The sequence below is a fragment of the Shimia sp. genome (assembly GCF_041624275.1).
Taxonomy (GTDB): Bacteria; Pseudomonadota; Alphaproteobacteria; order Rhodobacterales; family Rhodobacteraceae; genus Shimia.
In genome coordinates this window covers 1-7840 of record NZ_JBFJVE010000152.1, presented here as the reverse complement: position 1 = coordinate 7840, position 7840 = coordinate 1, and the positions used below count along the sequence as shown (strand labels likewise).

General features: G+C 66.0%; 8 protein-coding genes. 2 read left to right on the top strand and 6 right to left on the bottom strand.

What is annotated here, in order from left to right; all coding sequences use genetic code 11:
* Window positions 1–11: 11 nt before the first annotated feature.
* The 6 genes from ABZD10_RS11675 to ABZD10_RS11650 all read right to left on the bottom strand — a co-directional run bounded on the left by ABZD10_RS11675 (window position 12) and on the right by ABZD10_RS11650 (window position 6275).
* Window positions 12–308: a hypothetical protein gene (locus ABZD10_RS11675; protein ID WP_372886686.1), complete on the bottom strand. Its 297-nt coding sequence runs from the start codon at window positions 306–308 to the stop codon at window positions 12–14.
* 48 nt (window positions 309–356) lie between these two features.
* On the bottom strand, window positions 357–812 hold the full coding sequence (locus tag ABZD10_RS11670) for a cytochrome c (protein ID WP_372886684.1): 456 nt from the start codon (window positions 810–812) through the stop codon (window positions 357–359).
* A 128-nt stretch (window positions 813–940) separates the two neighbouring features.
* Window positions 941–1333, bottom strand: a complete 393-nt coding sequence (locus tag ABZD10_RS11665) for a response regulator (RefSeq protein ID WP_372886683.1) — start codon at window positions 1331–1333, stop codon at window positions 941–943.
* A 27-nt stretch (window positions 1334–1360) separates the two neighbouring features.
* Window positions 1361–4651: a PhnD/SsuA/transferrin family substrate-binding protein gene (locus ABZD10_RS11660; protein ID WP_372886681.1), complete on the bottom strand. Its 3291-nt coding sequence runs from the start codon at window positions 4649–4651 to the stop codon at window positions 1361–1363.
* Window positions 4652–4697: 46 nt separating this feature from the next.
* Window positions 4698–5054, bottom strand: coding sequence for an Hpt domain-containing protein (locus tag ABZD10_RS11655; RefSeq protein WP_372886679.1), 357 nt, complete (start codon window positions 5052–5054; stop codon window positions 4698–4700).
* A 252-nt stretch (window positions 5055–5306) separates the two neighbouring features.
* Entirely contained in the window at window positions 5307–6275 is a 969-nt protein-coding gene (locus tag ABZD10_RS11650; protein ID WP_372886678.1) for a PleD family two-component system response regulator, read from the bottom strand.
* A 371-nt stretch (window positions 6276–6646) separates the two neighbouring features.
* Between ABZD10_RS11650 and ABZD10_RS11645 the strand changes: the two genes are divergently transcribed.
* Together ABZD10_RS11645 and ABZD10_RS11640 are read left to right on the top strand one after the other, a co-directional pair.
* Window positions 6647–7255: an OmpA family protein gene (locus tag ABZD10_RS11645; RefSeq protein ID WP_372886677.1), complete on the top strand. Its 609-nt coding sequence runs from the start codon at window positions 6647–6649 to the stop codon at window positions 7253–7255.
* Window positions 7256–7840, top strand: a 585-nt coding sequence (locus ABZD10_RS11640; protein WP_372886675.1) for a caspase domain-containing protein, incomplete at its 3' end; no start/stop codon positions are given. It lies immediately after the preceding gene.

Genomic DNA, 7840 nt, shown 5'->3' with positions numbered 1-7840 from the left:
GTTTCGCCGTTTCAGGACTGTGGGCGCGGCGGCGGCGGGTCATCGGCCGGCACGGCCTGCAGTCGGCCCGCCGCGCCCCTGATCGGCTGAACGTCTCCTGCCGGGACCGGCCGTGGCGGCGTCACCACGACGACCGCCAGGGCGGCACCGTTGCAATAGGCGCCGCCGTGACAATGCCCGGCGGCCTGCGAAACGCCCTGCTCGACATCGGGCGCGGGCGCCATCTCGCTTTGCGCCGCGCCGTCATGCGCGCCATGGGCCCGGGCCGGGCCCGAGAACAGCAACAGGCCGGCGAGGAGAAGACTCACCCCGATCAGCAGAGGTCTGATTGTCCTGCCCTTGTTACGCTGCACCTGTCAGAAGATCCCGTTTTCGCGCTGCAATTCCCTTACATAGGCCACGATGCCCTTGACGTCGCCACGGGTCAAGCCCGGCACCGGAGGCATGTTGCCGAAGGGCCAGTGATGCGCCCGCACCCCGTTCTGGACCGCCATGAAGAACGACTGGTCGCCGTGGTGGCCGGGCTCGTAGATCTTGTGGACCAGCGGCGGCGCCGCCCCTTCGCGCCCGGTCGCGTTGTCGCCGTGGCAGGCGGCGCATTTGGCCTCGAAGGCCAGCTTGCCGTTCCGTGCCAGCGGGCTCAGCGCCGCCGGCAGGCGGACCTCGGCGATCGGGTCGCCCGCCGCGAGCGCGCCGGTGTCGGGCGCGGTCATCGAATGCCCGCCGGGGGCCGGCGCCTTGAAAAGGTTGACCGCGAGTACCGCGGCCCCGGCGACGACCACGCCGCCGATCATCATTGTCAGTCTGTCCATCACTGCCTCTTGTCCATGCGCGATCCAGACGCGCGCGAGTCAGCTCTGCGCCATTCCAGCGCCGGAAGGTCAAACCCCCGGCGATCACGAATGGGTGAAGCGCCCGGTGGCCGGCGGGGCCAGCGGGTTCAGGCGGCCTCGGCCCGCGCCGCCCACAGGGCGCGGATCTGATCGGCCAGCGTGGTCGGATCGAAGGGCTTGGAGATCACCCCCAGATTATGGGGGCCGCTCAGCGTGCCGTTGTCGACCTCCATCAGCTTGGCGGTCATGTAGATCGCCGGCACGGTTTCGAAGCCCGGCGTGGCGCGGATCGCCTCGATGGTCTCGGGCCCGGTCAGACCCGGCATCTGCACATCGCTCAGGATCAGCTGCGGGTTGACCGATTGCAGCATGTCGAGGGCCTTTTCGCCGCGGTCCGCCTGCGTGACGTCGAAGCCGCCGATCAGGCCAAGCGCCATCTCCGCGATCTCAAGAATGTCGGGATCGTCCTCGACATGCAGGATTTTAGTCAGTTCCGTCATTGATTCCGCCTCGATCAGAGTTCCATTTCACGACGCGTTTCTGCGCCGCGCCCGACCCCGGCCGCCCATTTCGCCGCCGGCGAATTTCGACACCACGCCGCGCTCGGATTCGGCCTGTTCCTGATGGGTGACCAGAACGGTCACCGGCAGGCCCTTCGGCAGGTTGCCGTCGCTCAGCGGGAAGATGGTGGCGACACCGGATTCGTCCACATTGTGGTAAAGGATGATCGCGTCCTGCGGCTCCTGGTCCGCCATGGTCGCGGCCTGCAAAGTGTCGTCGACCACCTGGTACCCGCTGTCCGCGGCCCAGCCGACAGTGGTCGCATCGCCCGACACTAGGGTGCAGGTCAGTTCCGGCGCCTTTGCACCCTCTTCGTCAGAGCCCCCGACGGCGGCGACGGCCTGCACCATCCAGTCGTGCACCAGCGGCACGGCATCCGTCAGCTGCGGCGCCTGGCCCTTCTCATCCGGGGCCGGCAGGGTCATTTCGACGACCAGCGCCTCGCGGTTGTCGAGCTTCTTGGTCTCGACCAGGCTGGACAAGAGGGCGCGCCCCTCGGCGCTCATCCAGGCCAGGATCGTCGATTGCGACACCGCGCCCCGGCCCTTGGCCACCTGCAGCGCGTTGACACGGCCGAATTCGACCTCGACCGAGGCCCCGACCGCGCGGGCGCGCTGCAACAGCTGGCTGACCGCCTGTTCTGCAAGGTCGCCGACCGGCACCACCGCCGGTTCGGCGAATTCCGAAAACGCGATGGCCTCGCCGTTTTCCGCCGCAATCGGCACCACCTTGCCGTCCTCGATGCGCGGCAGGTCGACGAAGAACTCGGTGCCGACCTCTTCGACGCTGACGAAGAAGATCCGCCCGTCGTGGTTTTCGACGATCTGCTTGACGATCGCCAGACCCAGCCCGGTGCCGCCCTTGGAGCGCGTGTCGGAACTGTCGGCCTGCGAGAACTTGTCGAAGATCCTGCCCTGGGCGGCGGCCGGAATGCCCGAGCCGAAATCGCGGATGCTGATGCGCCAGCTGCCCTTGTGCTCGAACAGCGAGACGATGATCTCGGACCCCTTCGGCGAGAATTTGGCGGCATTGGACATCAGGTTGTCCATCACCTGGCGCAGCCGGCCGACATCGCCCATGGTCAGGTGCTCGATGTCTTCCTGGCGGATGTTGCTGACGAATTTGACCCCGAATTTCTCGGCGTAGAAGTGGTTGGCCTCCATCGCCGCGGCAATCAGGTCGCGCAGATCGCAGGAGACCAGGTTGAACTCCATCTTGCCGGCCTCGATCTTCTCGAGGTCGAGAATGTCGTTGATCATCATCACCAGCCGGTCGCAGTTGCTGTTGGCCATGGTCACCAGCTTGTTCATCTTCTCGGGCATCTCGCCGACAGCGCCCGACAGCGCCAGCCCCAGCGCGCCCTTCATCGAGGTCAGCGGCGTGCGCAGCTCGTGACTGACCGTGGCGATGAACTCGTTCTTGGCCTTTTCGGCCGCCTTGCGCTCGGTGATATCGCGATAGATGGCGATCAGCCGCGACTCGTCCTGGTCGGGCTCGGCGTATTCGAGGCTGATCTCATAGACGGTGCCGTCCTTGGCCTCGGTCTCCCAGGTCACGCGGCGCTGCGGTCCTTCGACGATCGCCTCGCTGCGCAGGGCCAGGGTCCGGAAATCCTCGGCGGTGATGAAATCCTCGGCGCCCTTGCCGCGCCAGTCGCCGCCGGTGCTGCGTTTGGCAAGATGCCGCTCGGCGGCCTCGTTGCAGTGCAGGAATTCGAAACTGTGGGGACGCATCACGAAAACCTGATCCTGGATCAGCTCCAGCGTATTGTGGAATCGTTTTTCGGAAACGCCTTGCGTCGTCTTTGTCACATCGGTCGCGACCATTGCAACCTCACTCAATTGTTCAGAGGAACTTGTTACGGGAATGAATGTACATTGAACCCAGGCCGGAGAGCCGTCGTTCTTGTTCAGTTTAAGAGCTCCGGACCACGGCACCCCAAGCTCCATGCTGGTCATGATCTCGTCATGCAGCCGGGTGTGGTCCTTGGTGTCCAGAAGCATGTCCAGCGACTGGCTGATAAGCCCCTGCCGGCTGCGAGCGCTGACTTTCAGGAAACGCTCGTTGACATGGGTGATGGTGCCATCGGGGGTCAGCATGCAGAACACCGTGTGTTCCTCGATGGCACTGCGATAGAATTTCTTGCTGCGGGTCTCGGACTTGAGCACATCGCGCCGTTCCTCGGCCAGCTGCATGTTGCGGCGCAGCTCGTAGATCAGGAAGGCCAGCGACAGCAGGCTGAGCGCGGCCACCCCGAGGATCAGCCACTTGTAGGTCTGGTAGATGCGGTTCGCAGCCTGAAGGTAATAGTTCTCATAGGGCCGCACCCGCAGCGAGATCAGCAGATCATGCACCGCCTGATAGTTCTGCGGCGCCTGCCATACGGCATCGCCGGCAGCGCGCGAGGCGGCGTCCTCGGGCGTCACCTGCAACAGCGTGTTGATGACCAGCGCCAGCGCCTCTTCGGGCATGTCGGGCATCGCCGCCATAACCCACTCGGGGAACAGCGGCGTGCTGACCCAGAACGGGTAGCCCTCGACCGCCAGACGCGAGACCGGGGCGAAATCGGCAAGGTCGACCACCCCCTTGCGGGCCAGGGTCTCGAGCATTCCGGCGCGGATCACGCCGACGTCGACCAGCCCCGACTGCACCGCGTAGATCACCTCGCGTTCGTTGCCGCCCGAAAACACCACCTCCGACATCAGGTCGCGGGGGTCCAGACGGTGCTTGCGAATCTCCTGCTCGGCCAGCCACCAGCCCGCGAAATCATTCTTGGCCACCGCCATGATCTTCTTGCCCTCGAGCTGCCCGAGGCTGCGCACGGCGCTGTCGGAACGCACGAAGACCAGCGCGCCGGTCATGTCCAGCGCCTGATCGTCCCACATATGCGCCATCGACAGCATCGCCCGGGCGCCGTTCTTGACCTCGGCGGCGACGAAGGAGGCCGAGTCGGTCAGCAACAGGTCGACACTGGCGCTTTCGACCGCCTCGATCAGCGAACCGTGGTTGTGCGGCTTGATGGAAAACCCATAGGGCAGCTGCTGTGCGGCGGCCGCGGCATTCAGCGCCGCGGCGGTCGGTCCCCATGCCTCGAGCGCGCGGGTCGCGCCCTCGGTGGCCAGAAGGCCGATCTGGAACTGGCGCGGTTCGACATCGGGCGGCGGCGCCTCCTGCGCCACGGCCCCGGCGCCGCCCGTCAGCGCAAGGCCGGCAGACAGCAACACGGCCAGCATCCCCCGGCGCAGTCTGGTGACCATCCCGAGGGGCCTCTGTGTTCCTGATGTCAAGACAGGCATCACCGTCTCACGCGTCGTCCAGTATGTTCTGAATCTCGTCGAGCAGGGCGTCGAGCAGCTCGGTCAGAAACCCGGTCTCGAGCGGGCGCGGCCCGGCCAGAATGAGGTCGATATGATGCTCGAGCTGCGCCGCCAGCGATCCCAGCCGCGCGTATCCGAGGGTGCCCGACAGCCCGTGCAGCTTGTGCGCGTGGGCCCGGATGCCATCTGCCGAAGCTTCCGTCTGCGCCGGGTCGTTCAGGACCTCCAGCAGATTCAGGAATTCTTCTTCGCGCTCTTCCAAACCCTCGACGAAACGTTCGCGCAGCTTTGCGAATCCCGCTTCCAGTTTGGCGGCACCAGACGTGTCCACACCTTGTTCCATTGCCTGCAACCTGCTTTTTTGCGCTTTTTTGATATTTTTGCGCTTCTTAATTCTTATGCACAGCCTACACAATTTCGTGCGGATTTGTGCCCCTAAATTTTTACATTCGTTAAAGCACGCTTAACGTTTCGCGGGTTTCCTGCGCTTTTTGTGACAACTGCGGTTATTTCACCACAGTTCAGCGCAGAGTTTTCCCTTCACGACGCCGTGACAACGGCGTCGTCCCGATGGTTCCTCTTCCCCGGTGGGGGGTCAGGCCGCGAAGGCGACCTGTGATCCACCGGCCAGTTTCTTCGCGCGGCCGCCATCGCTGGTCGCGATCGCCGCCTTCATGCTTTCCACGGCCCGGTCGAGGAACCGCAGATCGCCGCGTTTCTCGAACAGTTTCGGCGCCGACTTGTCACCGACAATGGCGGTGAAGCTGGTATGGACCTCGTCGCAGAAGACCAGGTCGGGGTCGTTCAGCATCACCACCAGCTCGCTCCTGAGGTCGCCGGCATCCGGCATCGTGTGGCGGTTGCCGACGCAGATGAACACGCCGCCGCCGACATAGCTCATGAAGGCCTGCGAGCCGCAGAGGATATCCGAGATCACCTCGGCGATATCGGTCAGCACGAACTGGAACTCGTCGCTGCTCGACCCGGCGTGCACCAGGGCCAGCTCGGGGATCTGAAGCGCCACCGCGGCCAGCGGGAAGTGCTTCTGCTCGAGGTTGATCATGACATAGTTTTCCAGCACCGCGCTGTTGACGAAACCCTTGATCTCGGTGATCGCCACCGGCTCGGAAAAGGCCGGCTTGGGCTTGGCCAGGGCGGTCGCGGCAGCGGCGCTGGCGCGTTTGGTTTCCGATTGCAGCCGGTCGGCCAGCCGCACGCGGGTGATCAGCTCGGTGGTGTCAAAGGGCTTGGTGACGTAATCCGTGGCCCCGGCGCTGAAGGCGCGACCGATGTAATCCTGGTTGTTCATCGCGGTGATCATCAGCACCGGCGAGTCCTTGTACTGCGCCATCGCACGCACATGGCTGCACAGCTCGATCCCGTCCATGCCCGGCATCTGGATGTCGAACATGAAACAGTCGAAGGGCTGATCGCTCTGGGAAATCTTGGCCAGCGCGTCCTCGCCGCTTTCGGCCTGGGTGATGTTCTCATAGCCATGGGCTGCGAGAATCTCGACCAGCAGTTCCCGGATCAGTTCGTCATCGTCCACTACAAGCGTTTTCATCGTCTTCTCCACCAGGCCGCACCGAAATATCCGCTTCTGCGAATCTCATTTGGTCCGGCATCCGCCCTTTCGGGCCCGCCGCTTTCTCAATGGCCCGTGTGGACCAAGCGGCTTTGGGACTCATCTAGAGCGAGAAATGTGGCGCAAATTTGACTCGATTTTGAATTCTTCGCCCGAATCCCGGGAATCCCCGCTTTTTGTTGCCGGCGCGGAAACAAAAGCCCGCAGCCTGCCCGCAGTTCGGCGCAGATGGCATCAAAACCGCCTTGTTTCGGGTTTTAAACGTCTTTTGCGAAAGCTTTTCGCGACATCGAAAGGGTTCCTTGAGGGGGCTCTGGCAGACTGGCGGCGCAACAGCCTGCGAGGATGACATGCGATTCTGCATCACCCAACTGCGCGCCGGGGCCGTGACCCTGCTGCTGGGCCTGACGCCGCCGCCTTCCGGGGCCGCCGCGCCCGAACTGCCGGTGACGGCGGATCGCTGCGCCATCGAAACCGCGCTGACCGGGCGCCGCCCGCCGGCCTGCCCGGCGCCCCTGGCCGGCGCCTTCGGCACGGCCCGAGGCGCGGCGCCAGTGGCCGGTTTCCCGCGCGCCGCCGCCGCCCCCGGCAGCCTCGAGGAAGAGCGCGGCTATTTCGTCCGCTTCGCCTTTGATTCCGACCGGCTGACCGCCGATTACACCGCCCATCTCGACCGCCTCTCCGCGGTGCTCAAGGGCCCCGCCCTCACCGGCAGCTGCCTCAAGCTGGTGGGCCATGCCGACAGTGTCGGCGCCCCCGCCTACAACCTGCGGCTCTCGCGCGACCGGGCGGCGCAGGTGGTGGCCTATCTGGTGGCCCGGGGCGGGCTGGCGGCGCGGCGCATCCTGACCGAGGCGCGCGGCGAATCGCAGCTTCTGCCCGGCCTGCCCGGCCCGCATCCGCGCAACCGCCGGGTCGAGATTCTGGCCCGCGCCGGCACCGGCGACGGGTGCCGTTGAATGTGGCGCCGGGCGCTGGCGGTCCTGCTGCTGCTCTGGTCCGCGCCGGCGGCCACCGCGACCGGACCCGGCGCCGGGTCTGACACCGGGTCCGACACAGGGACCGTCACGGGGACCGTCACGGGGACCGTCACGGGACTCGGCGCCGGGCCAACAACGCGGCCAACTGCGGGGCCCGGCCATGTCGCGCTGATCGTCGGCGTCGGCACCTATGAATTCGGGCCCGGCCTGCCCAACGCCCCGCGCGATGCGGTGGCGGTGGCGCGGGCCTTTCGCCGCCTCGGCTATCACACGGTGCTGGCGCTGGACCCCGGCCACGACGAGATGCTGCGGCAACTGGCCGAGCTGCGGATCGCGGCCCGCGACGCGCGCCAGGTGGTGATCTACTTCTCGGGCCACGGGCGGGTGGCCGGCGGCGAAAGCCACCTGCTGCTGCGCGACAGCCGCTTTGCCGCCGGGCCCGGCGCCGGCGCGCTGCCCCTGCGGGTGCTGAGCCGGGCGCTGTCGGACCGGCCGCGCCAGAAGATCCTGCTTGTCGATGCCTGCCGCCTGCCGGCGGTGGGCCCGGCCGCCTTGCCGCCGGGC

Bases quoted from the DNA above. Each gene is read 5' to 3' on its own strand.
- ABZD10_RS11670 (WP_372886684.1), bottom strand. From the start codon at position 812: ATGGACAGACTGACAATGATGATCGGCGGCGTGGTCGTCGCCGGGGCC.
- ABZD10_RS11665 (WP_372886683.1), bottom strand. From the start codon at position 1,333: ATGACGGAACTGACTAAAATCCTGCATGTCGAGGACGATCCCGACATT.
- ABZD10_RS11660 (WP_372886681.1), bottom strand. From the start codon at position 4,651: ATGGTCACCAGACTGCGCCGGGGGATGCTGGCCGTGTTGCTGTCTGCC.
- ABZD10_RS11655 (WP_372886679.1), bottom strand. From the start codon at position 5,054: ATGGAACAAGGTGTGGACACGTCTGGTGCCGCCAAACTGGAAGCGGGA.
- ABZD10_RS11650 (WP_372886678.1), bottom strand. From the start codon at position 6,275: ATGAAAACGCTTGTAGTGGACGATGACGAACTGATCCGGGAACTGCTG.
- ABZD10_RS11645 (WP_372886677.1), top strand. From the start codon at position 6,647: ATGCGATTCTGCATCACCCAACTGCGCGCCGGGGCCGTGACCCTGCTG.